23 protein-coding genes and 1 tRNA gene are annotated in these 26802 nt (G+C 54.9%); 19 read left to right on the top strand and 5 right to left on the bottom strand.

Annotation, left to right across the window (positions count from 1 at the left end; translation table 11 throughout):
• Positions 1 to 53: 53 nt before the first annotated feature.
• Entirely contained in the window at positions 54 to 341 is a 288-nt protein-coding gene (locus AC2D8O_RS00605; RefSeq protein WP_484676836.1) for a hypothetical protein, read from the bottom strand.
• 152 nt (positions 342 to 493) lie between these two features.
• On the opposite strand from AC2D8O_RS00605, the gene AC2D8O_RS00600 reads away from it, so the two are divergent.
• The 10 genes from AC2D8O_RS00600 to AC2D8O_RS00555 all read left to right on the top strand — a co-directional run bounded on the left by AC2D8O_RS00600 (position 494) and on the right by AC2D8O_RS00555 (position 9129).
• Complete coding sequence (locus AC2D8O_RS00600) at positions 494 to 907, top strand: hypothetical protein (protein ID WP_484676835.1); 414 nt, start codon at positions 494 to 496, stop codon at positions 905 to 907.
• A gap of 83 nt (positions 908 to 990) precedes the next feature.
• On the top strand, positions 991 to 1599 hold the full coding sequence (locus AC2D8O_RS00595) for a hypothetical protein (protein ID WP_484676834.1): 609 nt from the start codon (positions 991 to 993) through the stop codon (positions 1597 to 1599).
• Entirely contained in the window at positions 1560 to 2312 is a 753-nt protein-coding gene (locus tag AC2D8O_RS00590; protein ID WP_484676833.1) for a sensor histidine kinase, read from the top strand. Before AC2D8O_RS00595 ends, AC2D8O_RS00590 begins: the two co-directional genes overlap by 40 nt.
• Complete coding sequence (locus AC2D8O_RS00585; protein ID WP_484676832.1) at positions 2305 to 2970, top strand: response regulator; 666 nt, start codon at positions 2305 to 2307, stop codon at positions 2968 to 2970. Before AC2D8O_RS00590 ends, AC2D8O_RS00585 begins: the two co-directional genes overlap by 8 nt.
• A gap of 48 nt (positions 2971 to 3018) precedes the next feature.
• A complete protein-coding gene (locus tag AC2D8O_RS00580; RefSeq protein WP_484676831.1) occupies positions 3019 to 4248 on the top strand; it encodes a M16 family metallopeptidase in 1230 nt (409 codons plus the stop codon).
• Positions 4248 to 4625, top strand: coding sequence for a hypothetical protein (locus AC2D8O_RS00575; RefSeq protein ID WP_484676830.1), 378 nt, complete (start codon positions 4248 to 4250; stop codon positions 4623 to 4625). Before AC2D8O_RS00580 ends, AC2D8O_RS00575 begins: the two co-directional genes overlap by 1 nt.
• Before the next feature lie 8 nt (positions 4626 to 4633).
• On the top strand, positions 4634 to 6130 hold the full coding sequence (locus AC2D8O_RS00570; RefSeq protein WP_484676829.1) for a pyridoxal phosphate-dependent decarboxylase family protein: 1497 nt from the start codon (positions 4634 to 4636) through the stop codon (positions 6128 to 6130).
• Entirely contained in the window at positions 6123 to 7409 is a 1287-nt protein-coding gene (locus tag AC2D8O_RS00565; RefSeq protein WP_484676828.1) for a M16 family metallopeptidase, read from the top strand. The genes AC2D8O_RS00570 and AC2D8O_RS00565 overlap by 8 nt, the downstream gene beginning before the upstream one ends.
• A gap of 64 nt (positions 7410 to 7473) precedes the next feature.
• On the top strand, positions 7474 to 8295 hold the full coding sequence (locus AC2D8O_RS00560; RefSeq protein ID WP_484676827.1) for an XRE family transcriptional regulator: 822 nt from the start codon (positions 7474 to 7476) through the stop codon (positions 8293 to 8295).
• A 60-nt stretch (positions 8296 to 8355) separates the two neighbouring features.
• Positions 8356 to 9129 carry a class I SAM-dependent methyltransferase gene (locus AC2D8O_RS00555; protein WP_484676826.1) on the top strand — a complete coding sequence of 258 codons (774 nt, stop codon included), beginning with the start codon at positions 8356 to 8358 and terminating at the stop codon, positions 9127 to 9129.
• Positions 9130 to 9198: 69 nt separating this feature from the next.
• Here AC2D8O_RS00555 and AC2D8O_RS00550 read toward each other — a convergent pair whose 3' ends face one another.
• On the bottom strand, positions 9199 to 12111 hold the full coding sequence (locus AC2D8O_RS00550) for a CHAT domain-containing tetratricopeptide repeat protein (protein WP_484676825.1): 2913 nt from the start codon (positions 12109 to 12111) through the stop codon (positions 9199 to 9201).
• Positions 12112 to 12198: 87 nt separating this feature from the next.
• A complete protein-coding gene (locus AC2D8O_RS00545) occupies positions 12199 to 14811 on the bottom strand; it encodes a DUF5686 and carboxypeptidase-like regulatory domain-containing protein (RefSeq protein WP_484676824.1) in 2613 nt (870 codons plus the stop codon).
• A 205-nt stretch (positions 14812 to 15016) separates the two neighbouring features.
• Between AC2D8O_RS00545 and AC2D8O_RS00540 the strand changes: the two genes are divergently transcribed.
• Positions 15017 to 17227 (top strand): DUF5916 domain-containing protein, encoded by a 2211-nt coding sequence (locus tag AC2D8O_RS00540; RefSeq protein WP_484676823.1) that lies wholly within the window; start codon positions 15017 to 15019, stop codon positions 17225 to 17227.
• Between the two features lie 230 nt (positions 17228 to 17457).
• Here the strand turns inward: AC2D8O_RS00540 and AC2D8O_RS00535 are convergent, their stop codons facing one another.
• Positions 17458 to 19026 (bottom strand): ATP-binding protein, encoded by a 1569-nt coding sequence (locus tag AC2D8O_RS00535; protein WP_484676822.1) that lies wholly within the window; start codon positions 19024 to 19026, stop codon positions 17458 to 17460.
• A 104-nt stretch (positions 19027 to 19130) separates the two neighbouring features.
• Here AC2D8O_RS00535 and pruA point away from each other — a divergent pair, with 104 nt between their 5' ends.
• The 3 genes from pruA (at position 19131) to AC2D8O_RS00520 (ending at position 22275) form a co-directional block, all read left to right on the top strand.
• Positions 19131 to 20753 carry an L-glutamate gamma-semialdehyde dehydrogenase gene (gene pruA / locus AC2D8O_RS00530; protein WP_484676821.1) on the top strand — a complete coding sequence of 541 codons (1623 nt, stop codon included), beginning with the start codon at positions 19131 to 19133 and terminating at the stop codon, positions 20751 to 20753.
• Positions 20754 to 20819: 66 nt separating this feature from the next.
• On the top strand, positions 20820 to 21746 hold the full coding sequence (locus AC2D8O_RS00525) for a class I SAM-dependent methyltransferase (RefSeq protein WP_484676820.1): 927 nt from the start codon (positions 20820 to 20822) through the stop codon (positions 21744 to 21746).
• Positions 21747 to 21813: 67 nt separating this feature from the next.
• Positions 21814 to 22275: a GNAT family N-acetyltransferase gene (locus AC2D8O_RS00520; RefSeq protein WP_484676819.1), complete on the top strand. Its 462-nt coding sequence runs from the start codon at positions 21814 to 21816 to the stop codon at positions 22273 to 22275.
• A 10-nt stretch (positions 22276 to 22285) separates the two neighbouring features.
• Here the strand turns inward: AC2D8O_RS00520 and AC2D8O_RS00515 are convergent, their stop codons facing one another.
• Positions 22286 to 24175, bottom strand: a complete 1890-nt coding sequence (locus AC2D8O_RS00515) for a PHA/PHB synthase family protein (RefSeq protein WP_484676818.1) — start codon at positions 24173 to 24175, stop codon at positions 22286 to 22288.
• A gap of 119 nt (positions 24176 to 24294) precedes the next feature.
• Here AC2D8O_RS00515 and AC2D8O_RS00510 point away from each other — a divergent pair.
• From AC2D8O_RS00510 to AC2D8O_RS00490, 5 genes are all read left to right on the top strand, one after another.
• Positions 24295 to 24367 (top strand) — tRNA-Gly (locus tag AC2D8O_RS00510).
• A gap of 63 nt (positions 24368 to 24430) precedes the next feature.
• Positions 24431 to 24784, top strand: coding sequence for a hypothetical protein (locus tag AC2D8O_RS00505; protein ID WP_484676817.1), 354 nt, complete (start codon positions 24431 to 24433; stop codon positions 24782 to 24784).
• A gap of 43 nt (positions 24785 to 24827) precedes the next feature.
• Positions 24828 to 25379, top strand: coding sequence for a hypothetical protein (locus AC2D8O_RS00500; RefSeq protein ID WP_484676816.1), 552 nt, complete (start codon positions 24828 to 24830; stop codon positions 25377 to 25379).
• Positions 25380 to 25916: a hypothetical protein gene (locus AC2D8O_RS00495; RefSeq protein ID WP_484676815.1), complete on the top strand. Its 537-nt coding sequence runs from the start codon at positions 25380 to 25382 to the stop codon at positions 25914 to 25916. It abuts the gene before it with no gap.
• Between the two features lie 196 nt (positions 25917 to 26112).
• A complete protein-coding gene (locus AC2D8O_RS00490; protein WP_484676814.1) occupies positions 26113 to 26379 on the top strand; it encodes an RHS repeat-associated core domain-containing protein in 267 nt (88 codons plus the stop codon).
• Positions 26380 to 26802 lie beyond the last annotated feature (423 nt).

Below are 26802 nucleotides of genomic sequence, written 5' to 3'. Positions count from 1 at the left end.
ATCAAACTTCCCTGGTTTGACGTCTTTCGCAGGCAGGGACCTGCTATGATGTTTCAGGAGGCGATGCGCGAGGCATCAGGCGCCTGTGGTTCATGATCTATGACTTCCGCCACCAAATGGTTGCGCAACTCTTCTATCTCGGAACGGCGGTAGCAAACGACGGTTCGGCCGTCTTTGTATCGATACTCCCGATAGGGCAACATCAATTCGGTGCGGTGGCGCTCCAGCTCTGTTTCGCTGATGGCCAGCAAATCGGCCACCATGCTGGACGGTAACAGGTAGTTACTGGCTTCTTCCAGTTCATGGAAGCGGTCGAGACAGAAGCGAACCCACGTGTTCATGACTATACAAACATCGGTGTCGCTTTTTTAGGAACCCGCTACCGAAATGCTAAAAATGGATTAGCAAAATGGTTACAATTGTACTTGCGACATTTGGGCGGGCATTTGTGGCTGTTCAAGTTTGTCGGCACAATCTACATCTGTGTCCTGCTATGGAAAAATCTACTTTGGAAATCGGGGGGATGATTCCTCCCAAGGAAGCCGCCGCAATGACCAAGGCCTTCCGCGAAAAGTACACGCCTGAGTTTCCGCAATCGACCATGGTTGGCAAGGGGGTGCTGATGCGCCTGCTGAATACCAAAGGTGCTGCGGGTGTGCGGTTCTACAATGCCATTGACCAGGCCTCCGGTGCCAAAACGCTTATTGCAGTTGCAGTCGATGCCCAAGGGAATGATATTCTGCCCAATCAGGAGCATACCCCCGCTGACTTCAGCAACGGAAAGTACATGGAGAAGGTGGCCGGAGCACAAAGCTTTGAGGCACTCGGCGCTGAAGATGCCGAGATTGCTGACAGAAGCAGAGTCTGCCCACCAGACTGCCCAGACACCAACTACTTGAATTCCTGAATTAGTACTGTGTTGCTTTAACGCTCGGAGTTACCCTGGACTTCTCTACGTTTCTTCGTTATATCTCCGGTGCAACAGCCCTGTTGCCGGTTATTGTGTTTTTATGGAAGGGAGCTCCCAAAGCTCCTTTCCATTTCATCGTCATTGGTGCGCTGATATCTACGTTGGTAGACGCGGTTGGCATTTTCATGATTCACATGGGATACTACAACCTGCCGTTAATCAATGTGTATAGCGTCGCAGAGTTTTTCATCTGCTGCTCCATTCTGGTTCAATTGCTTGAACTTAGGCATGGAGGTTATATCCGCTGGGCATTGATAGGTTCGGTTGCCGCAGGCGTTGGGCTGGAAGTCTATGTCAAAGGCTGGCTCGTCTACACCAACTACACTGCTTTTTTTGCCGGCATCACCATTGTGCTCCTGGCAATGTTCTACTTCATCAAGCTCATGCGGGAAATGAAGGTCGATAACCTGTTTAAAGACCCCGGCTTTCTCTACAGCAGTGCCTGCATTATCTTCTTCGGTAGTACCGCAATTCTCTATCTCTTTCAGGCCTTGCTTCCTAAAAAAGGGCTGGAAGTTTTCAATCTTGCATGGCATATCCACTCGGTGTTCTATATACTGTATCAGTTGATCCTTGCCTACGCAGTTAAGTGCAGTCACAAGACCCCTCCCTCCTCATTTTCTTCCTAGCTACGCTGGGGATGTTTCTGCTGGTAGTGGCCATCATTGGCTTTACCATGTATTACTATCGCCGACAGGCCGATATGCGCCGCGAGCACCAGGTTGCCCTGCTCAAGGCTTCAGTGGAAACCCAGGAAGCCGAACGACTTCGCATCGCCCGGGACCTGCACGATGAGATGGGCCCGCTGCTCTCAGCTGCAAAAATGTCGCTTGAGAGGGTAAGCCGCGCCAAAACCCCAGAGCAGCAGGCCGAATTGACACAACACTCCCGAGACCTCATCAACAGTGCCGTAGAGAACGCCCGCTCCATCAGCCACGATCTGTATCCAATCACACTCAAGCACTTGGGGCTGGCAGGCGCACTCGCCGAACTTGTACACAAGCTCCAACCGTCGTTTGAGGGTACCATGTCGCTCGACTGTCAGGTGCAGAGTAACCCCCGCGAGGAGGTGTCGGTCACTATCTACCGCATTCTGAAAGAGCTGATCAACAACACCCTGAAGCATGCGCAGGCCTCCAGCATTGTTATCCGGCTCGACTATCAAGGCAACAACCTGCACCTCTTGTATTCAGACAACGGTTCCGCTGTGGCCTCTGGCAATCGGGGTCTGGGGATGACCAGTATGCACCAGCGTGTCGAACTGCTGGGGGGAGAAATGCGAATTGAAGGCATGAAGGGTGCAGGAATGACGGCAGAAGTGTATCTTCCGGCCAATGTCTGAGAGAAACCCCATCAGAGTAGGCATCGCCGACGATCACGCCCTGTTCCGTACAGGACTCGCAGGTCTTGTTCGCGACTTCGACATGGATGTTGTTTTTGAAGCGGCTGATGGTCAGCAGCTCATCGATCAGGTATTGAATCATAAACCCGATGTCGCGCTGGTAGACATCGAGATGCCCAAGCTGAATGGCATTGAAGCCGCCCGTAAAATCTACGAACTGGCCCCAGCGACCCGTGTCATAGCCCTCACCATGTACGATGACGATCATCTTATCAGCAAGATGATTGCCGCTGGCTGCGCCAGTTACATGTTGAAAAACGCCACCGACAACGAATTGGAGTCGGTAATCAGAAGAGTGGTGGACGTTGGCTATTTCTTTAATGAGCACCTTACGGCCGACCGCCTTCGGACCATGCTCACCAATATCCCGGCCGAGCAGCCTGACCCGGAGACTGTTGATTTCAACCCCCGCGAGCGCCGCGTTCTGCAGCACATCTGCGAACAGATGACCGATAAGGAAATCGCCGAGGCCATGAACCTCAGCGTTGCCACTATTCACAGCTGCCGGCTTAAACTCCTGCAGAAAACCCATAGCCGAAATGCTGTGGGCCTCGTTGTGTACGCTTTTCGCAAAGGCCTCGTAGCACAACAACGGTAGGAATTGCGTTATGCAGGCACAGCCTTTGGGTTGTAGCTTTACCCTACCATGATTCGATTCGAAACGTTTGAGCTGGCCAACGGCCTGAAGGTACACGTTCATGAAGACCGCGATGTGCCCAAGGTGGCCGTTGATGTCGTGTACCATGTCGGCGCACGCAACGAAGAGCCTGGCCGTACAGGACTGGCACACCTTTTCGAGCACCTGATGTTTGGTGGCAGCCGCAATGCACCTGATTTTGATACCTGGGTGCAACGTGCCGGTGGCGAAAACAACGCCTTTACAAACAACGATATCACCAACTATTACATCACGCTCCCCAGTGGCCAGCTGGAGCTCGCGCTGTGGCTTGAGAGCGACCGCATGGCCTACCTGGACCTGTCTCAGAAGGCCGTAGATGTACAGAAGTCCGTCGTCTGCGAAGAGTTCAAGCAGCGTTACCTCAACCAGCCTTTCGGCGACGCTTATCTTCATCTCCGCCCTCTGGTGTACAAAGTACACCCCTACCAGTGGATGACCATTGGCCAGAACCTGGAGCAGATCGAGGCGGTCACGCGCGAGGAAGCACTTGCTTTCTACACCTCCTATTACGCCCCCAACAACGCAACACTCGTTGTAGCAGGCGATGTAAAGGCCGCCGAGGTAGAGCGACTGGTGAAGAAGTGGTTTGGCGACATTCCAGCCCAGCCACTGGCCAAAAAGTCTCTGCCACAGGAGCCCGCACAGCAGGAAGCCCGCAAGGCCACCGTTCATGGCAAAGTGCCACACACGGCTGTTTACCGCGCTTATCGTGTGCCGCCCCGTAACCACCCCGACTTCTATGCCACCGATCTGCTAACCGATGTGCTCGGCGGGGGCAAGGGCGCACGGCTCTACAACCGTCTGGTGAAAGAGCAGAAAGTGGCTACCTCAGTCTCGGCTTTCAGCTGGGGCCTGTACGACGACTCCATGATTTCCGTAAATGGACAGGTGGCCGAAGGCCATTCAGTAGAGGCCTACGAAGCCGCTCTTGATGCGGCTTTGCAGGAGATCTATCAGGTGGACGCCCAGGAGCTGGCACGCTATCAGACCAAGATGGAAAGTGGCGACGCCTTCGACAAAACCGCTGTCGCAAACCGTGCGATGGCACTGGCTATCAGCGACAGCATTGGCAACCCCAGTCTGATTAATACCGACGTCGAGGCTTATCGGGCTGTTACCATTGAGCGTCTGCATGCCACGGCCAAGATGGTCCTCCGCCCCGACAACTGCTCCACACTTTATTATCTGCCCGAGTAATGGAAGACAGCCTCCGCGGGCTTTTTGCCCGTCATGAAGAGTTGATGCTGGAGTTTGCTGGGCATCTGGCTGCTAAAGAACCTCAGGGCGAACTGCTGCTCAGGTTCTTCAAGGCGGCATATGGCTCCACCATCATGTTGTTGTTGGGCTATTTCCCAGAAGTAAACGATAACCGCGAGTTGCTGGCAAAAGCTGAAGCCAAAGGCCTCATTCAGAATCGCAGGGCTTGGCTGAAGATCTCGCGTGATTGGCGAATGGCAGGCCGTTGGCGCGATGCCGAGGGACGGTCTTATCTCGCCGGACGACTCCCCGCCGTGTACGACCACCTTAAGTACACCACGCTCCGACTGTCTGCCGACATCCTCCCCCAGAACTAGTCATTTTCATGCAGTACTCTCCGTCAGAGCACGTTCACGGCCTGCTCGACCCCCAGGACTGGGATGCTTTCCGTAAGGTTGGGCACCAGATGCTGGACGATATGGTCAACTGGCTCCGCGACATACGTCAACAGCCTGTCTGGACCGCCCCGCCGGACAATACGCGCCTTGAACTCAACCGCGCTCTCCCAGAAACTCCTGCAGACCTTGAGGCGGTTTATCAGCGCTTTGTCACGCACATTCTTCCATACAACAAGGGCAACATCCACCCGCGCTTCTGGAGTTGGGTGCAGGGCACGGGGCTGCCAACAGGTATGCTCGCCGATATGCTGGCAAGTGCCATGAACCCCAACATGGGTATCGGCAATCATGCGCCTGTATACGTGGAGCGTCAGGTATTGGACTGGTGCAAGCAGATGCTCGGCTATGCTCCTGAGGCGTCTGGGGTGCTGGTAACCGGGGCCACTGCGGCCAACCTCACCGCGTTGGAAGTGGCTCTAACGGCCCGGTGTGGCTTCGATGTACGTGCCGAGGGTGTCGCTGCTGCTCCACGGCCCATTCGCTACTATGCCTCCGCCGAGGCCCACAGCTGTATCCGCAAGTCGCTGGAACTGATGGGTCTGGGCAGCAAAGCCCTGCGTCTGGTGCCTGTAGACAACGACTATCGCATGCAGCCGACCGACCTCGAGCGAATGATACAGGAAGATCTGGCCGCTGGCCTGCAGCCGCTCTGTGTGGTGGCAACGGTGGGTTCGGTCAATACCGGTGCCATCGATCCGGTAGACGCTATCGCCGACATAGCCCGTAAATACAACCTCTGGCTGCATGTCGATGGTGCCTTCGGCGCGCTGGCCGCCATGCTGCCCGAATACGCCCCCCTGCAACAGGCAATGGCAAAGGCCGACAGTCTGGCCTTTGATCTGCACAAGTGGCTGTATCTCAACTATGAAATCGGTTGTGTGCTTGTCCGCAATGCCGATGCCCACCGTCAGGCATTTGCTTACCAGCCCAGCTACCTGCTCAACTTCGAGCGTGGCCTCGCTGCCGGGCCCGAGCCTTTCTCCAACCTCAGCGTACAGCTCTCGCGCAGCTTCAAGGCCCTGAAGGCCTGGTTTGCCTTTCAGGAGTTTGGTATCGACCGCTTCCGCGTCGCAATCCGGGAGAACATACGCCAATGCCAGTACCTTACTGAATTGGTTGTTGCCCAACCCGACCTGGAACTGCTCGCGCCCACCGAACTCAACATTGTCTGCTATCGCTACCGGCCAGCAGACCTTTCGGATGCGTCTCTGCTCGACCAGCTGAACCGCGAAATCCTAATGACACTCCATGAGCGCGGGCTGGCCGCCCCTTCCAGTACGGTGCTGAAGGGCCGCTTTGCCATCCGTGTTGCCAACACCAATCATCGATCATCCCGCAGCGACTTCGACGCCCTCATTGCCGATACGCTGGCACTGGGCCGCGAACTGCTCCCGCGTTTTTCTGTTTCTCCCACCCATGCTTGACCGTTCCATTCCACCCGCACTCGCATCTCTTCGCCCCAAGCCGCTGCCCTTTTACCATAAAGCGCTGCTGGGAAATGGCATTCCGGTGCACCTCATCCGCTTCGGGACACAGCCGGTAGCTTCAGTACAGCTGGTGTTCAGGGCAGGTCATGCCTACGAACCCAAGCCCGGACTCGACGGCCTCATGTGCCGAATGCTTACCGAAGGCACCTGGAACTACAATGCCCTGGAATTGGCTCAGCGCTTGGACGCAGAAGGGGCGTACTTCAATGCCCAGCCCGGCTACGAGGTCACCAGTCTGTCGGTGAGTGCACTGGCCAAGCGCATGCCCAGGGTTGTGCCACTCCTTCAGGAGCTTACCATTCATGCCACCTTCCCTGACACCGAGTGGCAGAGCATGAAAGACCGCACCCTGCAACAACTGGCGGTGGAAGAGAAGAAGACCGTCTTTCATGCTCGCCGCGCCTTTGGCAGGATGATGTATGGCGAGGGCCATCCATACGGCTACGCCGGTGGACGGGAAGAATTGCTGGCCGTTACTGTAGAAGACATGCGGCAGTATTACCACAGCACTTTTGTGCCCACCAACTGTGAGATTCTGGTTAGCGGCCAGTACGACGAACAGGAGATGCTGGACCTGCTGGAGCGACAGTTCGGCATTCTTACCCCCCGCCCCTGGGCAGGCGAGTCCCATTCGGTGACCCGCAAGCCCATCACCAGTTTCGCTACCCAGCATATCGAGGTGCCAGGGGGGGCGCAAAGCTCCATCCGCGTTGGCTTCCCACTTATTGGCCGCACGCACCCCGACTATCATCGCCTCCGCATGGTCGTTACGCTCTTCGGTGGCTTCTTTGGCTCCCGTCTCATGAAGAACATCCGCGAAGACAAAGGCTATACCTATGGTATCGGCAGTTCGCTGGTTGCCCTGAAGCATGGGGGGCACCTGGTCATTGCCACCGACGTGGGCAATGCTTATGTAGAACCTACGCTGGAAGAAATCCGAAAGGAGATGGCGCGTCTGCAACAGGAACCTGTCGGGGCTGACGAGTTGGAGACCGCCCGTAATTACCTGCTGGGCCACCTGCTGTCAGAGCAGGAAACACCCTTCCAGATTTCCGATATTGTTCGTAACCAGCTTGCAAATGGCTTGTCTGCCGCCGATCATCTGACAGGCTTCGAACAGGTTAAAGCCATGACCCCAGCAGATGTGCAGGCGTTGGCTCAGCAGTATTTCCGTGTCGACGAATGGGTGCAGGTGGTTAGCGGCGCGCGGGCCTGAGATACGTGCTGTTTTCCGTCTGGCAGTTGATTAACTTGCCGTCTGAACCGCACTGACAACTGTCATGACACGCTTTGCCCTCAACCTGAAGCACCTCAGGGAACAGACCCCCGGGCCTGACGGGCGAAAGCTGGCGCAACAGGCTGTCGCCGATGCTCTCGGCATCAAACGCAGTACGCTCAACGACTACGAGCGTGGCGCGGCGGAGCCTTCCTTCGAAGTGTTGCTCAAGCTGGCGACTCATTACCGCGTGTCTACCGACCAGCTGCTCCGGCATGACCTCACTTCGCTCGATCCAGAAGGTCTCAATCGGCTGCGCAGTGCCGGAGCCGAGGCACACCTACATGGAGCCGGGCTGCGGGTGCTGGCCACTACGGTGGATGACGAAGGCCGTGAAAATGTCGAGATGGTGCCCATCAAGGCAGCGGCTGGCTATGCCAGTGGCTATGGCGATGTCGATTTCATTCGCACTTTGCCCCGCTTGCGGTTGCCTTTTCTCAGTGCCCAGAAGAAGTACAGAATGTTCCCCATCACCGGCGATTCCATGCCACCGGTGGCAGAGGGCGACTGGGTCATCGGCGCATACCTCCAGGATTTCTCCAGCCTCAAGGCCGATGAGCCTGCCATTGTCGTAACCATTGACGACGGCATTGTCTTCAAGCATGTGACCGTGCAGCACAATACCTTGCAGGGGCCCGAACTGCTGCTGCGCAGTGCCAATCCGCTCTATGACACCTATTCGGTAGGCGTTAACCAAGTGCGCGAGATATGGCGCTATGCAGGCCATTTCTCCCAGGCGCTGCACCCACCACTGTATCCTACAGAAGATCTTCTGAAAATCATCGGCCACCTGCAGGCGCAGCTCGCCAAGCGGAAAGACGGATAACTACCAGACAAAAGTCATCCGCGCGTAGCAATTTGGTAGGACGCTCAAACTACCAACTCTATGCAGGCATTCTCTACGCTGGAGCCGCTTTGGACCGTCAAACGACTCGACTGTCTTACGCGTTTCATCAAGGCATATCTCGACCATATGAACCGAAGCCCGTGGCTCCGGCTGGTTCATTTCGAGTCATTCTCGGCCTTCAGCAAAGATGAAACACTGACCGACGATATAATGGAAGCGGTAGTGAGTCTGCCGATGCTGCGCCGCTTTGACATGCACTACATCCGTACTGCCGACGATACAGTGGCCAAACGCCTTCAAGCCACGCTGTCACAGCAGCATACCACCACTCGTGGCGTCTCCTGCGCACCTTTTGATACCAACCACAAGCTCCAGGAAATCGCGCAGTTCATGCGCCTGAGTCCGCTCTATCGTTCACTGGCATTCATAGATCCGCTTTCTACACAGCTTAACTGGAAGGTGATTGAGGAGTTCCGTGGCTTGGCGATGGATCTTCTACTGGTTATTCCGGCCCGTGAAGTGTCCCCACGCCCACAGACCCTCAGTCAGCTTTTTGCTGCCGATATCCAGGACATCAGAATGTGGCAGGCACAGGAAAACCGTGCGGACATCAGTGCTGAAGGTGTGGTGGCGGCATTGTACGCCGACCGTCTGCGGGCGGTTTTCCGTCACGTATCCGAGCCCTTCTCCCTCGTGATAGGAGGACAACCCGCCTGTCATCTGGTCTTTTCCTCACACCACCTCGATCACCTGAAGCTGGCCAGGAATGGCCTTTTTCCCGATTTCGGCCGCACGCTGGCAACTTCGCACTGATCTGCACAGATAAAGAGAAAAGCCCAGGACAACCTGGGCTTTCTGCTTTCTGGTGAGTTGTGAAGTGCATCAGGCGCCTACCAGCACAAAGGCGCTCCAGTAATAGGGCTGCGGATACTTGACCTTCAGGTCCAGTTGGGCCTGCTGGAAAGCTGCTTTCAGGCTTTTGCCCGCCAGCCAATAGGTGTAGAATTTGCTCATCAATTCCTGACTTGCAGCATCGTCTACCCGCCACAGCGACAGGATAAGCGCACGGGCGCCCGCCAGCTGGAAGGCACGCTGCAAACCAAACACACCTTCACCTGCCTGTACATCGCCCAGGCCAGTTTCACAGGCGCTCAGAACTACCAGTTCGGTACCACGGAGCTTAAGGTTCAGGGCTTCGTAAGCGGTGAGAATACCGTTTTCCGTGGTGCGATTGCCTTGCGAGTGCAGGTTCTGTACCGTCGATTCTGCCCCGGCCAGCAGAAGACCCGATCGTAAAAGAGGGTTTTCAGCGGCTTTCTCCGGCTGCACCCCAAACACCAGCGTTCCGTCGCTGTCACTTACATCAGGCAGGAAGTAGCCGTGCGTGGCTATGTGCAGAATGCGTGGGCTGTTCACGGCTTTCAGCTTGGCCTCGTTGGCATCGCCCACCAGCAGGGTGCTGGGTGCCCAGCCTTTGGCCACCAGCAACGCCTTGATTTTGCTTACCTCGGTAGCAGTGCCAGGCAGTGCGGCAATACTGGCTTGCGTACCAGCAGGCGCAGCGCCGTAGGCTGGGTTGCCCAGCAATATGGCAGTTTTGCTGGCAGCAGGCTTGGCCGCCATCAGCGCGGGCAGTTCACGGGTGCTCACCAGCAAATGCTGAATCTGCTGTTCCAGCAGGTACTTCCCGTCGCTCAGCCGAAGCGATTGCAGGTTCACCTGATTGTATACGCCGTCCAGTGACACATACAGGTTTTTGCGGCCTTTCAATGCTGGCTGTACCCATTCCCAGTAGGCAGCGTAGCTGTCGTTGTCATCAGTCTTGGAGCGAATGTGCCGGCGGTAACGGGTCAGTGCCTTGCCTTCCAGCTCTGCACCCTTTGTGCTGTAGGCCAGCAGCGGGTGTTGTGCTCCCGGCACCAGCACCAGTGCTGCGTAGGTAACGTCAGTGCCAAACTGCTTGGTCCAGGTGCGCAGACGCACCATTTCTACCGCAGCTCCGTCGGCGGGCAGGGCTTTTTGGATGGCCTGCCACTTGGGGCTTTGGTCGCCAAGTGCCGCCCCGAACTCAGCCGACGCCAGCGACAACTGCTTTTCCAGGTCATTCTGCGCTCTCTCCAGTGAGTCTACATTCACGGCGGCGGCTTGCAGGTCTTCTTTCGTCTGGCTGTATACCAGCGCCAGTTGTTCTGTAGCCTGCTGATAGCGTCGATACAGCTGTTTCAGTTTCTCGTCTTTGCCACCCAGTATGCGCTCGCGCATCTGACTGGCCGAGTTCAACAGAATGGCTTTGGTAGCCAGCTGCAGGTCATAGAACTCGTCGAGAAGGGACGAGTCCTGTGCAGCGGCGGCTATGGCGTAGTTGCCAAACCGCTCGAGCCGTGGGCGAATGCGTGCCCAGTAGCGGCTTTTCTCGGTTTCGCTCATGGCCGGAAAGAAACGGCGTACCGCATCCAGACTCGCCGTTTTCACCAGCCGCAGACCCTCTGTGGCACTGCCCCAGTTATTGGCCTGCCACGCCGTCAGAGCCAGAGCCTCGCGCGTTTCCAGCCAGTCGGGGTGGTTGCGGCCCAGTTGAGCCTCGCGAATTGCCAGTGCCTTCTCCAGGTTGCTTTGTGCCTCGGGCAGTTTGCCCGCCATGCGGTAATACGAGCCCAGGTTATGCAGCGTGGTGGCTACTGTAGGGTGCTGCTCACCAAATTTCCGGCGATAGATGCCCAGCGACTGTGTCAATAAGCCCTCTACCTTGTCCAACTGCCCCATCTGCATGTACAGGGCCGCCTGACCATTCAGCAGTCGTGCAATATCGGGGTGTGTTCTGCCACCCAGGCGCTTTTCCTGCCGCGCAATTGCTGTCTTGAACACCGAATCGGCGCGGGCCAGTTGCCCACTGCCCTGATAGGTAAGTGCCAGATTGCCCAGTATCTGCACGGGCAGTACGCCCTTGGCATCCAGTTCTTCGGCCACTTGGAGTGCCCGGCGCAGTAGGTTTTCGGCCTCGTCATAACGCCCCAGCGTAGACAGCAGCATTGCCTCGTTGTTCAGGGCAATGGCGTGGGGTTCTTTACGTTCTGTCTGCGACAGTCCTTTGGCCGCTCCAGCCAGCATTTGCTCGGCTTCGGCATATCGCCCCATGCGCTGGTTCAGCACACCATAGTTGTTCAGAGCTGCGAAGTAGCCGGGGGTGCTGGCACCTTCCGTCTTTTCCCGCAGGTTCAACGCCAGTTTCAGGCAAGAATCGGCCTCAGGATAACGGCCCAGAGCCTGATTGGCCAGCCCGAGGTTCCCGATGGCCCTCGACAGGTACCCGACCATTTCTACACTGTCTTTACGCAGGTAGTCAATAGCCGTTTGGAAAGAACTGCGCGCCATTTTGTAGCGCCCAGTACGATAAAGCCATTCTCCCGTGCTGTTAAAGCGTTTCCCCTGGGCTGAATCGGGTTCTGCGGCAGCACCTATGGCAGCCGTGCCTGCGCTTTCCCCCATCTGTCGGGTGTTGAAGCCACTGCCAATGCCAGCGCCCAGTACCGAATAGAAGGTGCTGGCCAGCTTGTTGTTTTTCTCCCGCGTCTCGAAACTGCCGGCATCATCGGCAAGGGTTAGGGCATACAGCAGCGACTGGCGCTCGGCCTGCTCGGCCTTTTCCCGCTCTTCCTTTGCTTTGTCCTCAAGCGAAGACTGCAGGGCCTTCTTGCCCTCTTGCTTGGCCCGCTGCAGAATACCACCCAGCTGGGCGAAAGCCAGTTGTGGCACCAGAAGGGCCAACAACAGTATGGTTCGTAAGTAGAAGTTCATGGTTCCAGGGTTCTTGTCCCCAAGTTAGGCAAAGAAACAGCCAGCCTGTGGTGGGGCTGGCTGTTTCTACTGAGGTTAGTGGCTGTTTTACAGGCTTATGCGTGCGTTGAAACGGATGCCGAAGTTGTAGTTGTAGCCCTGCAGGTATGGCGGGGGCTTGGTGTCGCGGTAGCTCAGACGCCAGATGAAGTCCACCCGCACCACCTTGAAAATATTCTCAATGCCGAAGCCGGCTTCCATATACGGAATGCCATCGGGTGCCTGAATCTGCAGCTCCTGCTGGCCTTCACGGTTCAGGCGTCGGTTTTCTGCTGACAGCGTGCCTATGCCCGCCCGGAAGGTCAGAATCTCTTTCAGTTCAAGCCGGCGTATCAGCGGAATCTTCTTCAGGAACCAGCCTTCCAGGTGGTGATCTACGCCAAACACGGCATAGCGGTCGGCTACGAACTCGTAGAAGTACATCAGGTTGAAGCCCAATGGGTCGTACATCGCCGTGCGGTTGTTCCGGCCCACAATGGATGCAGTTACGTCTGAAGGCCGTCCAATTGGGTCGACCCCGAAACTCTGTGAACCTTTGAAGACGTACAGACTCGGGTAAGGGGCCGACCCCAATATTTCACCTGCTGTCAGGATAAAGCGCAGTTTGCCAAAACGGCCCAGCTTGTACCAGTTGGTAAGTGTGGCAGAATAGTGCTGGTAGTAAAACTGGCCGTTCAGCACCCCACTCAACCCCCAGGTGCCTTCCAGATACAGCTGCGGGAAGTGTGTGTACAGATACACCTTCTCCCCGTTTTTCATGATGTACTTCTCCTTGATGGACAGGCGCAGCACCGCGCCCAGTTCGGTGGTCGTGTACACATTGGTAACAGGCTTGCCCAGTTCTTGAAAACTGATGTCAAAGGCAGGCGTGAACGACTTGTTCCCAAAGGTAGTGGTCAGTGCGACACCATTGGTTACATCCCAGTAGAGGCGCAGTTGGTTGCGTGTAAAGTAATTGAGCTGGCGCAGGGGCACCCGCATCAGGCTCGAGTTCAGAATGCCCGTTCCTTCAGTTGAAAAGTTCTTGAACCCAGTCTGCTCTATTTCCTGTGTGCGGTTGAACCCAACTTCTACCCGTGGCCTCACCGACAGGCGATAGGCGATGTCGGCCGAGTATTTGAAGCGCTTGTCACGGAAGCCATATGCACCATGAAATCCAAGGAAGAGACGCTTGCTGAACCGCGCATTGGTGTATACGCCCAATTGTGTCCGAAGACCCTCTATCGGGTTGAACGATACAATCTTGCTGTAGGGGCCTATATCCACTGGGCCCCAGGTTTTGACCCCGCCCAGCAGAAAGTCAATGGCCGTGTTATAGACCTTCCAGATGGTTTGTTTGCGCAGGGTGTCCATCACCTGGAATGTCAGCTGCTCGGTACTGCTAAGGGGTGTTCGCTGGTGGTCCAGCCAGTACTGGTTGTTTTTCAGGTTTGCGCCATCCAGCACTTCAATGCTCTCGTTGGCAAAAAACTGGTCAGACCGCGGCTGGTTCAGGATGTATTCATACATGTACACCTGGCTTCGCCCTTTGGCGCCCTTGCCATTGCCCAGCAGGTTGTCAAAGTCCACCTCAATGTCCGACACAGTAAACACCCACTGCCCCTCGATATTCTCAAACTGCTGCCGGATGCGGATACCCTCCACGAAGTTGATGTTCGGGTCAACATTCATCGTCAGGTCGCAGGCCTGCACTGCCCAGTCGCGGCTCGACACCACCAGTGAACCTCGGAAGGCCCGGTCATACTTGTTCAGCGGATACAGGCCGATCGTGTACACAGTGTCGCGGTTGGTACGCTCCATTTTCTCTACAAAGAACTCGTAGTTCATGAATGCACCATCGGCAATTGGGCTCACAAAGGCTTTGCCCAGAATCATGATGGTGTTTTTGTAGATATTGACCGCGCCCAGCAGGCTGTTCAATACCGAGATATCACGGTCTACAGCACCACGCTGGCGGGTCGCCTGTATCACTTCCTTCTTCTTGTCAGGGTGACGGAAATATACTTTCGTCACCGCTTCAGAGAAGAACAGAGGCAGAACATATCGCTTGCCCGCTGAGTCGCTGCTGGCAAGCGAATCCAGGCCGTTCTCCAGAATCAACTCGCGTGCGTTTCGTATAAAGGGGTTGTTCAGGTCTTCGCTCGAGATGTTGTCCAGCGACACCGTTACCTTGCTGTACGACTCATACTCGTACGCATCGAAGCGGTCCATCCGATTGAACTTCTTGTTTCGGATGACAGCCTTCATGATTCGTATGGCCGGATTGTCCTTTTCGGTGATGGTAACGCCCTCCACCTGATAGTCTCGGCTTTTCAGCTTTACCTGAAGGCCGGTTACGTCACCTCCCGCCACAACTACCGTCAGCGTATCGTCTATGTAGCCTACAAAGGAGAATCGCAGCTTGTAGGTGCCATTTGCCAGCTGCAGCTTGAAACCCCCATCCAGGCCGGTGTTCACCCCGATATTCGTGCCGATGACCGAAACAGGAATCAGTGGCATCGGCTGCTCCGATTCTTCATCCTGCACAACCCCCGTCACGTTGTATAAAGGGGCCTTCGGACGCTGTTGTGCGCTAAGGTCTGCAGTGCAGGCAGACAGCAGCAGCAATAGCCACAGAACAGGCTGTGGCCGGACACTGGCAATACGAAACAGAGGCTTCAAGGCAGAAGAGATAGGCTGACCCAGCGAAACACCGAGTGTTTTCGGGCCATAAAGCTAGGCAAATGTACTTATGCCCTTGGCTTATTAAAGCTTAATGTGGTGAGGTTCATTTCTTAACGTCCTGCAAATGCGGCAAATCTTAACAGTTATTTGGATTCGTGGCGGGCCTCCACGCCTATTTTCGTGCACTCCCGCTCCAATCTGTATGAAATCGATATCCCTCCTGTGGGCAATCCTGTCCTGGGCCTGCATGGCGCCACTTTTTGCGCAATCCCCTGACAGCGCCCTTACCCAGGAGCAGCGGATGGCCCGATATAACATCACCGCCATTCGTGCACAGCAGCCGATAAAGGTGGATGGGGTGCTTGACGAACCCGAATGGCGGCAAGCAGTGCCTGCACGCGATTTCCTTCAGTTTTTTCCCTACGACACCAGCAAGGCCATCAGCCCCATGGAAGTGTCTGTACTGTACGACGACCAGTATGTCTATTTCGGAGCCGTCATGTACGACACCATTCGCAAGCCGTTTGTAGCTGCCAGCCTCCGCCGCGACTTTGAGGGGCCACTCAACGACAACATTGCCATCCTGATTGACCCCTACAACGACCAGACCAACGGCTACATGTTCTCGGTCACACCCTACGGCGTGCAGCGCGAGGGCCTCATCTCCAATGGGTTTGGCCTCGCCGTTGATTGGGATAACCGATGGTATGCCGAGGTCACTCGTCATGAGGGATACTGGGTGGCCGAAGTTGCTATCCCTTTCAAGACCCTGCGCTTTACTGAAAATGCCAAGTTCTGGCGCGTGCAGTTTACTAGGCAGGAGCTGAAGCTGAACGAGCTGGCCGTGTGGGCGCCCGTACCCCGCATGTACAGTCCCCGCGGATTGGTTTTTGCGGGTGCACTGGAGTGGCCCGAGCCGCCAACGCCCCCAAAATCCAATATTGCCATCATTCCCTATGCACTGGGCGCATTGGCAAAAGACTATCAGGCGGGTACGCCCGTGGAATATGCCCGGCAGTTTGGGGGCGATGCAAAGGTTGCGCTTACCTCGGCCCTCAACCTGGACCTCACCGTCAATCCTGATTTTGCACAGGCCGAGGTAGACCGTCAGCAGATCAACCTCAGCCAGTATGACCTCTTTTTTCCCGAGAGGCGCCAGTTCTTTCTGGAGAACAGCGACCTCTTTGGCTCCTTCGGCTTCTCCACCATTCGGCCTTTCTTCTCACGCCGTATTGGACTTGGAATTCCCATTGTCGCAGGGGCACGTGTGTCAGGCAAGATTGGGAATCTGTGGCGCGTAGGCGCTATGACCGTTCAGACTGAAGGGAAAGCTGAAATCGAGCGTCTGGCACAGAACTACACTGTTGCAGCAGTGCAGCGTGTGGTCTTTGGCTCGTCCTCCATTGGGGCCATCATGGTCAACCGTCAGGCCTACGACAGCGGCTTTCTCCAAAGCAATTTCAATCGGGTCCTGGGCCTCGACTTCAACCTACAGAGTCCGGATGGACGGTGGAAAGGCAAAACCTTTTATCACCAAAGCATTACGCCAGGGGCAGAGAAGCAGCAGCATGCCCACGCTACATTCCTCCGCTATGAGGTGCAGCGCTTTTTTGCCGAGTGGAACCATGAGCTTGTAGGCGAAAACTACAATCCCGAAGTGGGCTTTGTGCCCCGCACTCGCCTCCGCGATCCCCGCACCGGCCAAATTCTTCGCCAGGGCTTCACCCGTTTCGAGCCAGTGGCCGGGTTGCGTTTCTACCCCGCCAAGGGCAAAATCAACAACCACGTTATTGGCCTCTATGGCAACACCTACATCAACCGCGAAGGCAAAACGCTGGAATCGACTTTCGCACCTTTCTGGGAAGTGTCCTTCCAGAGTGGGGCCATGTTCTACTTCGAGTACTATCAGGACCAATACCGCGTGGTAGTACCCTTTCAGCTGTCGCTCGAGACTGATACGCTGGTGATGCCTGGCAACTTCCGCACGCATGGCTTTGGCGCCCGCTTCGAGTCCAATAAGCGCAAGCCTTTCAACTTCGAGGTGTTCGGGGGCGTGCGCTCCTATTTTGGTGGACAGCGCCACCGCGTAGGCGGGGCCGTCTCCTATCGCTTTCAGCCCTATCTCCGTCTCACAACCGAAGCGGAGCACATCGATATCCAGATTCCCGAGGGGCGTGGACAGATTACACTTGTCAGTCAGGAAGTGGAGCTCACACTCACACGCAACCTGTATCTCAACAGCTTTCTGCAGTACAACACTTCCATACAGAACCTGGGCCTCAATACCCGCTTTCAGTGGCGCTTCCGCCCCATGTCCGACCTCTTCATCGTCTATAACGACAGCTACGACAACATGCTCAATGTGCGCTCCAGAGGTCTGATAGTCAAGTTGGTATATTGGCTTCAAGTCTAGCGCCCCATGCCGGTTTCGCTGCGCAGCTTCGCAATCCGATGGGCAAACATTTTTCTCTTTACTGGAACAATTTTCTACAAGTAATGCGTTATCATTCTGAGTACGAGCTACACATTGGTGCAAGCCAGTAGCGGACAACCGCAGTAGCTAGGACTTAGTTGGTAGTAGTTCACAGAGGAAGTCCCAGATCACGAGGTCTGGGGCTTTTTATTTTGTTCACTATCAACTGGTTATTGCCAAGGTAGCCGTAGCTCGCAGACCGTTCGTCCGGCAGTGCTGCGCAGCTCAATACTGGCGCCACGAAGCCCCAGAGTCCGCCGGGCATTGTACAGACCAAGGCCAAGCCCTTCTCCTGGTCTGGTGGTAAAAAACGGCTCAAACAGGCGTGGCTGCAACTCCAGTGGAATGCCGAGGCCGTTGTCTATTACCCGGATGACTGCTGCTTCAGCCTGCGCCTCCAGTTCCAGTATGATGGTGCCCCCGGTGGGTGGCAGCGCCTGCACCGAATTGTGCAGCACCGCCGACAGCGCCTGCGTTACCGCCGAGCGAGACCCAATCGGTTTACGAGACCAGGTGCCCCGGCGTTCAACTTTGATATCAGCACTCAGCAGTGGCTTCAACAGCAGCAAGGAGTCGTCCAGAACCAAACTGCCGTCTATGGGCTCTACCGTCGCCGAGTCTTCAGGCCGGGCATATACCCGCAGCGCCTGCAGGATGCGCGTGGTGCGCTCTGCCGCCAGAGAAGTCCGTTTGTTGTTCAGCACCAGCTGGGCAAAGGCATCGGCCAGTGCCAGGCTGCGCGCCCAGTCTTTCTGTTGGAACAGCGGCAGCCAGGCTTCTTCTATCTCGAAAATCTGCATGCCCGCAAGGCGGTCGGCCATCAACTCTACATTTTCCAGTCCATACTTCACCAGCGTGGTTTCCAGCCCCTTGCGTAAAGAGCGCTCGTAGCGTGTACGGGCCTGGGGGTCGGCTGACGAAGCTTTTCGCACCAGCATGCCAAAAACCTCATACTCGGCTTCTGTCAGGTTGCGCAGGTGCGAGGCAAGCCGCTCGGAAAGTGTTTCGGCCAGTTGCTCATTCACGCGGGTGAAACTGGCGATGGCTGCCAGGGGCGTCGACAGTTCATGGGCCAGCCCCGACAGCATGTGCCCAAGCCCAGCCATTTTTTCAGATTGCACCAGTTGTGCCTGGGTTTCGCGCAGGCGCTGTTCGGTCGTGGCCATCCGCTCTTCCAATTCCTGATTGGCACTGCTCAACGTACTCGAAGACTGATGTAGTTGGTCGCGGATGAGCGCCGCCGCCAGATAGGGTGCCAGCATTTCCAGCAGGTGCAGGTGCTGTTCGGTGTAGCTGTGCTTGGCCTTTGTCTGCACCGAGCAGGTCCCCAATACGCGGTCTTCAAAAAACAGCGGTACATACAGAATGCTTTCCATCCGGTCGCCGATGATGAATACCTTCTGTGTCAGGTATCTCAGATACTCATTCTCCGAGTCGTTCACAAACACCGACTTGCCATGGGTCACGCACCACGCCCCGTAGTTGAATGTCTGGGTAATCGGTATCCGAAGGTTGGGCAGGCGGGCCCCGTTCTCCATGTTGTAGATGTATTCCAGCAGCCGCTCTTCGGAATGGTAGAGGTCCACGCCGAAAAAGTCGAAAGGCATCAGCTGGGGCAGCTTTTCAAAGAATACCTGGCAGACGGCCTCAAACGTGGGCTCCGTGCACGACACACGGCCCAGCTCGGCCAGCAGGCCAAAGTCAATCGCGGTTAGCGTGTTGTTCTTGGGGCTTTCCACACTTTTAAACTACACAGAATCGGGAAGTCAACATGCGGCTTTTTGCAGGATGCGGCTCAAAGAGCTGCTTCTCCGTAGATTGGCGGTGCAAATATCCCACCCTCATGCAAGGTTTTTTCAAACTCCCTCCTGCTCACAACGAGCCGGTATACGGATACACCCCTGGTTCAGCCGAGCGTAAGGCCCTTGAGGCCGAGCTTGCCCGCCTGCGAGCTACCCAACTGGAGGTGCCTATGTACATTGGAGCTCAGCGGGTCACCACCGCCGATAAAGGCCGCATGGCGCCCCCACACGATCATCAGCATACTCTGGGCCACTACAGCCGTGGCACTGCTGCGCATGTTTCACAGGCGGTAGATGCCGCTTTGGCCGCTCGGCCAGCCTGGGAAGCGCTCTCATGGGAGCAGCGCGCCAGCATTTTCCTCCGTGCAGCCGATCTTCTCGCCGGACCATGGCGCGCACGCTTTAATGCCGCTACCATGTTGGCGCAAAGCAAAACAGCCCACCAGAGTGAGATTGACGCTGTATGCGAGTTTGCCGACTTCCTGCGCTTCAACGTTCAGTACATGGCACAGCTTTATGCCATTCAGCCTGACAGCGCTCCTGGCATGTGGAATCGGCTGGAGTATCGCCCGCTCGAAGGTTTTGTCTTCGCACTGACGCCCTTCAACTTCACTTCTATTGCGGGTAACCTGCCCTGCGCCCCCGCGCTGATGGGTAACACGGTCGTTTGGAAGCCAGCCGATAGCCAGATTTACAGTGCCCACTTCCTGATGGAGCTGCTGCTGGAGGCGGGCCTGCCCCCCGGCGTCATCAACCTCGTGTATGTCGATGGCCCCACCGCGGGCAGTGTCATCTTCAAGCACCCCCAGTTTGCAGGTCTGCACTTTACGGGCAGCAGCGCCGTGTTCAACAAACTCTGGCAGGAAATTGCCCAGAACCTCGGTACCTATCGCAGTTATCCCCGTATTGTAGGCGAGACTGGCGGCAAGGACTTCATCATCGCCCATCCGTCGGCCGAGCCAATGGCCGTAGCCACGGCTATTACTCGCGGTGCTTTCGAGTTTCAGGGCCAGAAATGCTCGGCTGCCAGCCGCGTATACCTGCCCCAGAGTCTTGCAAACCAGGTACTCGACCGCGTCAAAGCCGACCTCGCCACCATTAAGCCCGGCCAGCCAGAAGATTTCTCCAACTTCTTCACTGCCGTTATCGATGAGCGGGCCTTTGACAAGATCGCTGGTTATATCGATGGCGCCCGCAAGGATCCCAATGCCGAAATCATCGGAGGTGGCGGCTATGACAAGACCAAGGGCTACTTTATCGAACCTACAGTCATCCTCAGCAAGACCCCGGATACCCGTACCATGTGCGAGGAAATCTTTGGCCCCGTTGTGACTGTATACGTCTACCCAGATGCCGAGTGGGATGCTGCCCTGAAGCTGGTAGACAGCACCAGCCCCTATGCGCTTACAGGTGCAGTTTTTGCCAATGACCGCTATGCTGTAGAGCACGCCGCCAAGGTGCTGAGAAATGCCGCTGGTAATTTCTACATCAACGATAAACCGACAGGTGCTGTAGTGAATCAGCAGCCGTTTGGGGGTGCCCGCGCCAGTGGCACCAACGACAAGGCTGGCTCCATACTCAACCTCATCCGGTGGGTAAGCCCACGTACTATCAAGGAGACGTTCGTCGCACCCCGCGACTACCGCTATCCTTTCATGGGTTAGGGCCGGACGCGTTTTCCGATAGACAGCCAGAACCTGCGGGTTCTGGCTGTTTGCTTATATTGAATAATGGTCAATTCAGAAGCACCGGTTCCATACAATCAGCAGGCAAGGGAGGTACTCAGCGTCGGCAATGCCAGAATTGCTTCTTTTTCTCTGGAGCAGATAGAAAACATTGACCATGAAACGGTGGCGGCCTTTGGCGATGAATGGCTGAAATTCAATGACTTTTCGGAAGCAGAGATCAAGCAGATTGGCGACGAGTACTTCGACATCCTCGGCCCTGAAATAGTCAATGCCGATTCAGTAGCGCTGGATGCCGGTTGTGGCACAGGCAGATGGAGCCGCTATCTGGCGCCGAAGGTTAGGTTTGTTGAAGCAGTTGATCCCAGCCAGGCGGTTATCAGCGCAGCGCAGTTGCTGAAAGACCAGCTGAATGTGCGTGTGACGCAGGCTGCCATAGATAACCTCCCTTTTGCGCCTGCCAGTTTTGATTTTGCCATGAGCGTGGGAGTGCTGCACCACATCCCGGATACGGCCAAGGCAATGGCAACACTGGCCCGGTACGTGAAACCCGGAGGCTATCTGTACGTTTATCTTTATTACACGCTAGACAACCGCCCCGCCTGGTTTCGCGGCATTTTCCATTTATCCAACAGCATTCGCTGGCTGGTGTCAAAAATGCCCCGAGCGATTAAACACTTCACATGCGATGTTCTTGCCTTGTTCCTATACATGCCATTTGTGCTGCTGGCTTGGCTGTTGAAAGTGCTGCTTCCTGGCAGTCGGCTCTATCATTCTGTGCCCCTGAGTTACTACGTTGGCAAGAGTTGGAAGGTTATCCGCAACGATGCACTCGACCGTTTCGGAACCCCGTTGGAGCAGCGTTTTACCCGCCAGCAGATAACCGATATGATGCATAAAGCCGGACTGGAGAACGTGGTCATTTCCCCACGGCCTCCTTTCTGGCATGCTGTAGCACGTAAGTCCGCTTGAGGCTTTCACTGTAGGGCTTTGATATGCGGCAGTAGCGACTTCCTGCTGCCGCTTGTATTTTCGGGGCATGACTTCCGCTCCATTCCTTGTTCGCAAAGCCACTGAAGCCGATGTGCCTGGTATGCATGCCCTCATCGCCGAACTGGCCGAGTACGAGCGCGCGCTAGACCAGATGGTGCTTACGGTAGACCAGCTGCGCCACGATGGCTTTGTGGTTCAGCCGCCTCGTTACGGGGCCTGGGTGGCCGAAATGGACGGGGCAATCGTAGGAATGGCCCTCTATTACTGGCGCTACAGTACCTGGAAGGGCATGAGGCTGTACCTTGAGGACATTGTGGTAACACTGCCCAAGCGTGGCCTGGGTATCGGGGCTGTCCTGTTTGAAAAAACCATCGAAACCGCCCGCGAGGCTGGCGCCACAGGCATGATGTGGCAGGTACTCGACTGGAACGAGCCTGCAATCCGTTTTTACGAAAAAATGCAGACCCGCTTCGATAAGGGCTGGATTAACTGCCATCTCGATTTCTAGCGCACAGATATCAGCCCAGCGGAATCGGCTCTTTTACATAGCGCCCAGGCGCAGGTTCTATGACAGGGTGCTTTTTGCTGCCCAGTGCAGTGCGTGCCGATACCTGTTTCCTGTTGTACTTCTGGAACCACTTGACCCAGTAAGTCCACCAGGAACCCTTCTCATTCTGGGCGCTGGCCAGCCAGCCTTCATTGTCCTGTTGCAGGTTGCCGCCATACCAAAATTCACGCTTCATTTTGGCTGGGGGATTCACTACCCCGGCAATGTGGCCACTGGCACCCAGTACAAACTCGGTTTCGCCTGAAAACAACTGCGCGCTGGTGTAAGCAGTAGGCCAAGGGGCAATGTGGTCTTCGCGGCAGGCTACAGCCAGCACTGGCACATCCACTTTGGTTACGTCAATGGGTTTGCCCAGTATTGGCAGTTTACCTGGTTTGCGCAGGTTGTTCTCGAGGTACATGTTTCGCAGGTAATAGGCATACATGCAGCCTGGCAGGTTGGTAGGGTCGCTGTTCCAGAATAGCAGGTCAAACGGCGTGTAGTCGCGGCCCAGCAGATAGTTGTTGATGACGTAATTGTACACAAGGTCATTGGCGCGCAGGAATGCAAAGGCATTGGACATGGCGTTGCCGCTGAAAACCCCCCCTTTCTGGTATTCTTCCTCGCGCTCGCGTACCTGTTGGGGATCAACGTACACCGAAATGTCGCCCGTATCGGTAAAATCCACCATCGCAGTGAAGAACGAGGCCGCGTTCACAATATCGCGCTTCTGTTGCTTCAGGTAGCCCAGCGTGCTGGCCAGCAGCGTGCCGCCTATACAATAGCCTATGACATTCAGCTTAGGTGTGCCACAGATGTCCAGCACGGTCTGCATCGGATTTAGCGCGCCCTGCTGCACATAGTCATCCCAGGTGGTTTCGCCCATTTCAGCAGGCACATTTTTCCACGATACCACAAACACCGTAATGCCTTGGTCTACCAAGTACCGGATCAGCGACGTTTCCGGCGTCAGGTCCAGGATGTAGTATTTGTTGATCCACGGCGGAATAACCAGCAGGGGCATTTCAGCCACTTTCTCGGTGGTCGGGCTATACTGGATCAGCTGGCACAGCGGGTTTTCGTATACCACCGCACCCGGTGTCACAGCAATGTTGCGCCCCACCTCAAAAGCCTTGGTGTCGGTCATGGTCAGCCTGCCTAGTTGCGCATCCCGTAGCAGGTTTGCGATGCCTTTCCGCACCGATTCGCCTTTGGTTTCCACTGCTTTCTGCTGTGCTTCGGGGTTCGAGAGGATGCTGTTGGCAGGGCTCACGGCGTCTACTACCTGGCCTACGTGGAACTTCAGCAGCCGTGCCAGATGCGGATCTTCCGGCGGAAACTGTTCGACAGCTTCCTGCAACATCCGCGACGAGAGCAGGTAGGCCTGGTGGTTCAGGTCGTCCCAAGGGCGCTGCCGCCAGGCCGCGTGGGCAAAACGGCGGTCACCAGGCCCCATGGTTACCAACGGGGGGAGTTCCTGCCCTGCCATACGCTGAGCACTGTACAGTGCCAGCTTCTGCCATTCAAAGAGCCAGCGCGTTTGAAATTGCATCCATTCGAGCCCGCGATGGGTAAGTGTACGGCCAAACTGGCGCCAGGCTTCCGCCAACGACTGCTGGTAGGCTTTGGTCCGCATGGGTTGTGGCAAGAGCTTTTGGGCTGCTTCGTGCAGATCCATTAGTAGGGCCAACTGATGGTCTACGGCTTCTTCCACTTTGGGGGGCAGCAGGGTGTCTACTGCTTTGCGGTAATATTCAGCGGCGGCATTGGAAACAGGATTCTGCTCGTGAGTTGGCTGATTTTCAGCAGCCTGTGCTGCTTTGGCAGCTTTTGGGGCAGTCTTGCGGGCGGTAGTAGCCATACGGAGGTAGCGGGAAGAGTGGCTATAAGTTCGTCAAAAGCTGCCAAATCGTGAAAGTCAATTATTGACACTATGCCAGTGGTTGTGCGGGGGCATCTGCCTCATATCTTTGTGATACTGCGGGAATAGCTCAGCTGGTAGAGCATCAGTTTCCCAAACTGAAGGCCGCGGGTTCGAGCCCCGTTTCCCGCTCGCATCAAAACCGCCCCTACGGCAACGTAGCGGCGGTTTTGCGTTTCCGGGCGTTGCAAGTCTTTGCAGCCCAATATCAGCGGGGTGGTGCAGCAGACCGAGCTGCACATACCCGAAGGCGTGTTCTACCGCCAGACCAACCAGTATGCCTATGCCCTGACCGACCACCTCGGCAACGTCCGCTCCATTGTATCGGGCTTAGGCCGCACCGCCCGCTGGATGACCATCGACCCCAAGAAACAGTACGCCAGCCCCTACCTCGCCATGGGAAATAGTCCTATCTTGAGGAAAGACATAGAGGGGGATATGCAACCCCATGAACCTTTATTCTGCCTGGCAGAAATTTTAGATCACCGCTTATTTACGCTGGTAGAGGTAGCCTATCTTATCGAGGCGATGATCCAGATATTATTATGAGAGTTGCAGCGTTGAACAATATCATAAAAGCCCAACAGCAAGTATGGTAATTGAGGCAGTTGCTTCTTCCAGATTCACTTATCAATTTGCAATAATTCAAGAAGGCGCTAGAATGAAAGAAGGAAGCGCTTTCAATGAGCTTTATGTTGACGGAGTTAAGAGACTTGGCGGAACAATATGGTGGAACCCAGACCGTTCAATTGGAAAATTTGAAGGTCGTGCTGTGCCTGTGACAGTACCATTGCTTAACCCCGGAGACTTTAATAGTGAAAGCTTTAAATGGCAAAGAGGTCTAGCGTCTCTTATTCATGAGTTTGTTCATGCATTTGAATACAAGTATGGAATCTCTTTTGGAAAACAGAGAAGGAAAAGCCGGGGTGGTGTCAGTTGGCAGGAGTGGTATGCAACAGCTTATGAGAATAGAGTAAGGGCCGAATTGGGTTATCCTTTGCGAAGTCATTATGCGGTTTCTGTCGATGGATATGGAACAGGGCCAAATATGCTCAAAAGCAAGAAGGGCCCCGACGGATCTCGCTCGCTGTTTGAAGGCTGGTCTTACTATTTCAACAAAGTTTTGAGAAAGGTTGGGAATTAAATGTTTAAAATTCTTTTCTTTTTTTTAATTCCTGTCAATAGTTGCTTTGCTCAACTGGTAAGACAACCTATTCTCATTTCACAAATAAAAGAATCCATTGATTCCATAGCACATGCCAGGCGTTTGGAGCTAAAAGAATGCGGTGCAAAAAGTCGTCGACTGATAAAATCTATAGCACGTCTAAAAAAACAAAGAGCAACATACTATCAGCTAATACCGGATAGTGTGTTTGAAAAGCCAGTCTTCATTATTGAAGTTCATTATACGGAAATTAAACCACCATACTTTGATTTAATTATTAAACCAGATCCATTCTATTATTCTATATACCATGATAAAATTGTGAAGTTTAGTAGTTACGAAATCCAGTTGATCATTAATGAATATGTAATAAAACTGGTTGATAGTCAAATTTTTAATAAAATGAATAATTTGAATCTCTGCGACTTCAGCCTTTCTGTACGAAAGAGATTTTATGTAATTATGTATTTTGATCGGAAAAATAATATTTTAAAAACATTTATTGGATATCCATAATGTTGCGGTTTATGTTCTATTTTGGGGCTTGACTAGCACTAAGGAGGCCTTATTTACGAAATTTTCAATGATGTCTGGTAAGGTGTTCACCCTGTGGGACAATTGATAGCCCGCAGGGCCTGCCAAACTAGCCTTTACCTCGTGAACACTCCTTTCAGCCTCAGGCCTCTCGCGTTGCTACCCCTTTGGCTGGGGCATGCCCGGCCGCGACCACGCCAGCCTGCTGTACCGCTACGGCTACCACCATCAGGAGCCCCCCGAAACCGGCTGGAACAACTTTGAACTGCGCATGTACGATGGCCGCACCGCCCGCTGGATGACCATCGACCCAAAGAAACAGTACGCCAGCCCCTACCTCGCTATGGGAAATAATCCTATCTTGAGGATAGATCCGGATGGGGGATTTGATGGAGAGGTTGAAGACCTATCGAAAGGAGGCAGGCAGGGTTTTTTTGATGACTGAGGATTCGACGGACCCACTTTTGACGAGGTTGCAATTAACGCAAATTTAAGTTCGTTTAGAATAAGACTGGGAAATGACTACATGTTCCCAGATGATCCTATAGTTTATTCCTATCGAGGTTTCTATTGTGATGACAAATTTTCATTATTTACCGGGATTTTTGTCCATCATCTTTCTGAAGAGCTTAGAATAAATGACTTGATAGCAGCTATTGGGTATTTTTGCTGATGGCGGGCAACTGGTAAATAAATCAAAAATACTTGGTGGAACAGCCGCTTACACATCAATTCTCTCATGGGCTGTTCAGAAAATGGAAGAAAATGTTGGTCCTACTACAATTAAGGAGTTCGCTTTCCTTCCATAGTTGGAGATATTTTTACCGGATCAAAGCTAAGCCTAAGGTGGACCCCTAGTGTTGGGCGG

The organism is Pontibacter sp. T17 (assembly GCF_057219875.1).
Note: the sequence above shows the minus strand (reverse complement) of the source record. Positions and strands in the feature narration are given on the sequence as shown.

Bases quoted from the DNA above. Each gene is read 5' to 3' on its own strand.
- AC2D8O_RS00540 (WP_484676823.1), top strand. From the start codon at position 15,017: ATGAAATCGATATCCCTCCTGTGGGCAATCCTGTCCTGGGCCTGCATG.
- AC2D8O_RS00600 (WP_484676835.1), top strand. From the start codon at position 494: ATGGAAAAATCTACTTTGGAAATCGGGGGGATGATTCCTCCCAAGGAA.
- AC2D8O_RS00550 (WP_484676825.1), bottom strand. From the start codon at position 12,111: ATGAACTTCTACTTACGAACCATACTGTTGTTGGCCCTTCTGGTGCCA.
- AC2D8O_RS00500 (WP_484676816.1), top strand. From the start codon at position 24,828: ATGGTAATTGAGGCAGTTGCTTCTTCCAGATTCACTTATCAATTTGCA.
- AC2D8O_RS00560 (WP_484676827.1), top strand. From the start codon at position 7,474: ATGACACGCTTTGCCCTCAACCTGAAGCACCTCAGGGAACAGACCCCC.
- AC2D8O_RS00565 (WP_484676828.1), top strand. From the start codon at position 6,123: ATGCTTGACCGTTCCATTCCACCCGCACTCGCATCTCTTCGCCCCAAG.
- AC2D8O_RS00495 (WP_484676815.1), top strand. From the start codon at position 25,380: ATGTTTAAAATTCTTTTCTTTTTTTTAATTCCTGTCAATAGTTGCTTT.
- AC2D8O_RS00585 (WP_484676832.1), top strand. From the start codon at position 2,305: ATGTCTGAGAGAAACCCCATCAGAGTAGGCATCGCCGACGATCACGCC.
- AC2D8O_RS00555 (WP_484676826.1), top strand. From the start codon at position 8,356: ATGCAGGCATTCTCTACGCTGGAGCCGCTTTGGACCGTCAAACGACTC.
- AC2D8O_RS00490 (WP_484676814.1), top strand. From the start codon at position 26,113: ATGCCCGGCCGCGACCACGCCAGCCTGCTGTACCGCTACGGCTACCAC.
- AC2D8O_RS00605 (WP_484676836.1), bottom strand. From the start codon at position 341: ATGAACACGTGGGTTCGCTTCTGTCTCGACCGCTTCCATGAACTGGAA.
- pruA (WP_484676821.1), top strand. From the start codon at position 19,131: ATGCAAGGTTTTTTCAAACTCCCTCCTGCTCACAACGAGCCGGTATAC.
- AC2D8O_RS00570 (WP_484676829.1), top strand. From the start codon at position 4,634: ATGCAGTACTCTCCGTCAGAGCACGTTCACGGCCTGCTCGACCCCCAG.
- AC2D8O_RS00525 (WP_484676820.1), top strand. From the start codon at position 20,820: ATGGTCAATTCAGAAGCACCGGTTCCATACAATCAGCAGGCAAGGGAG.
- AC2D8O_RS00575 (WP_484676830.1), top strand. From the start codon at position 4,248: ATGGAAGACAGCCTCCGCGGGCTTTTTGCCCGTCATGAAGAGTTGATG.
- AC2D8O_RS00580 (WP_484676831.1), top strand. From the start codon at position 3,019: ATGATTCGATTCGAAACGTTTGAGCTGGCCAACGGCCTGAAGGTACAC.
- AC2D8O_RS00515 (WP_484676818.1), bottom strand. From the start codon at position 24,175: ATGGCTACTACCGCCCGCAAGACTGCCCCAAAAGCTGCCAAAGCAGCA.
- AC2D8O_RS00520 (WP_484676819.1), top strand. From the start codon at position 21,814: ATGACTTCCGCTCCATTCCTTGTTCGCAAAGCCACTGAAGCCGATGTG.